The 2357-nt window shown below is 37.5% G+C and carries 1 protein-coding gene; it reads right to left on the bottom strand.

Going from position 1 to position 2357, the window contains the following annotated elements:
- Positions 1 to 349: 349 nt before the first annotated feature.
- Positions 350 to 2011, bottom strand: coding sequence for a signal recognition particle-docking protein FtsY (ftsY, locus tag F6K13_RS28870; protein ID WP_287289264.1), 1662 nt, complete (start codon positions 2009 to 2011; stop codon positions 350 to 352).
- Between the last annotated feature and the right edge of the window lie 346 nt (positions 2012 to 2357).

The raw sequence follows: 2357 nt of genomic DNA, 5'->3' as shown, positions 1-2357 counted from the left end.
TTTAAGTTAAGAATTATCCTTGAAATTTACTTTGAACTACAGGAAATAAAAATAAACAAGCTAAATGTTGATATTTTTTTCAGTATTTAGTAACAATTAGTATGAAAAATAACTTAAAATCTAGCTTGTTTATTTTTATTTCCTGTAGTTCAAAGTAAATTTCAAGGATAATTCTTAACTTAAAAAATATCCCAAACAACACTATCATCTCATAGGAAAATAAAAATTATATAGTCTGACACTTCCACCTTAATTACTTCTACACTTAATACCGAAAAATACATCCGTTTTTTCACTACTGCTAGTACCATACCTTTACCAATATTCAACAATTAAGAGTGCTGAATATTTAACCACTTAGAAGAGCTTCAACAAACTCATAACTAGAAAATGGACGGAGGTCTTCTAGACTTTCTCCCACACCAATAAAACGAATCGGTAGACCTAGTTGCTTGACAACAGCTAGTGCAACACCACCCTTAGCAGTTCCATCAAGTTTTGTCAAGACTACTCCGCTGAGTTTAGCAGCTTTTGCAAATACTTCTGCTTGCCGTAAACCATTTTGACCAAGAGTAGCATCTAAAACCAGTAGAGATTCCACCACTGCATCTGGTGCTTTTTTCTGCACTATGCGGTGGATTTTACTCAGTTCGTCCATCAAATTTTTCTTGTTTTGTAGTCTTCCAGCAGTGTCCACCAGTAATAATTCTGTATTTCTGACTTGAGCAGCTACTATAGCATCAAACACTACCGCTGCTGGATCGGTATTTTTTCCTGCATTAGCAATTACTTCTACTTCACTCCGTTGTCCCCAAATTTTTAACTGTTCTACTGCCGCTGCTCGAAATGTATCTGCTGCTGCGATTAAACATCTATAGTTTGACTTGGTAGCTAAATGAGCAATTTTACCGATAGTTGTAGTTTTACCTGCCCCATTTACACCATTAACCAGCCAAATATTCAAAGTATCCTTTTCTGGGACAAAAGTTAAGTTGTAGGCAGGACTAATTGTTTCAGCATCTTTGAATGGCTGATCTAGGATATCTCTTAAAATGCTTTTCAGATAGGCGATCGCTTCTTCTGGGGGTAAGACTTCTTCACGCAATTTATTTTGTAGGGTTTCTATAACTAAGTCTGTTGCTTCTACTCCTACATCAGCTTGCAGTAACATTGACTCTATTTCCATCACCGCATCTTGATTTAGCGGTCCTTGGCCAACAATTGCCCGTAATTGATTGAGTAAGTTGCGTCGGGTTCTATCTAAACCTTTTCGTAATTTCGTGAGCCAAGAAATTTCTTCCACAGAAACTTGATCTGGGCGACGTCCTTGAGCTGCTAAAATTTCTGCTGACCAGAGAAATGCTTCATCAAGTATGAGGGGGTCTATTTCTTCTAGTTCAGTTTCTAGGGTTGTTTTCTCAAGAGTTTCTGGTTCTGGTTCTTCTATGGCTGTTTCTTTGAGACGTTCTACCCTTGCTTGTCTTTCTGCTTGAGCCTTAGCCCAGAAAGGTAGTTGTTCTGATGTTTGAGTTTCTTCAACAATTGAATCTGGCTTTACTTGAGTTTCTACTTCGGTCGGTTTTGTTTGGCTAGAGGGGGTTTCCTCTACTATTGGAACTGGTTTAACCAGGGTATCTGTTTCTGTAGGTTCTGGTTTTTCTGCTGCAATATGCTCTATTATTGGAAGAGTATCTGATATGATTGGCTCGCTTTTTGTCTCTGTTGAGGGTGTTTGACTTTCTGGCTTTTCCTCTACATCAGAGGTCTCTGTAGCGATTTGAGATTCTTGTGAATCATTTTTTTTCTTTTCTTGAAGATTTTTGTAAGCTGCTTTAGCCCAACTCAAATAATCTTCTGTTGTCTGTCCTGACTCTTCTGTTGATTTTGCTTGTGATTCAACTTTATCTTCTGCCTGTTCTTTCTGTTCTTTTTCAGCTTCAGGTTTAGATGTCTCCTTTGAAGTTTTGTCTGAGCTGTCATTATACTGACGACGGAACCAATTAAAAACCATACTTATTTTAGATATTACTATTTTAAATAGTCTATTTTATACTGAGTTGGGTTCAACCATCGCATAATTACAGAACTTTTTGTTTGAGTAAACCACAAAATATTTTGGGGTTATTTTCCAGACTTATAGTTTATCCATTGGAACCCACATTCCGCACGACAAAATGTAGTATGCAAAGATGGTAAAAGTTGAGTAAGTATTTAGACTGATAGTATGGTTTAAGAAGCGATATAGCTGCCGCTAGGCTCCGCCAACGCAAATCATCAGTTGCCGGAACTTACCTTACCAATAGACATCTCCAAAAATTGCCAAAGTTTCTCTATCACGCTTCGCGATATAGCTGCCG

The organism is Okeania sp. SIO2B9 (assembly GCF_010672505.1).
Taxonomy (GTDB): Bacteria; Cyanobacteriota; Cyanobacteriia; order Cyanobacteriales; family Microcoleaceae; genus Okeania; species Okeania hirsuta.
The sequence above is the reverse complement of the archived record's forward strand: the minus strand, read 5'-3'. Positions and strand labels throughout refer to the sequence as shown.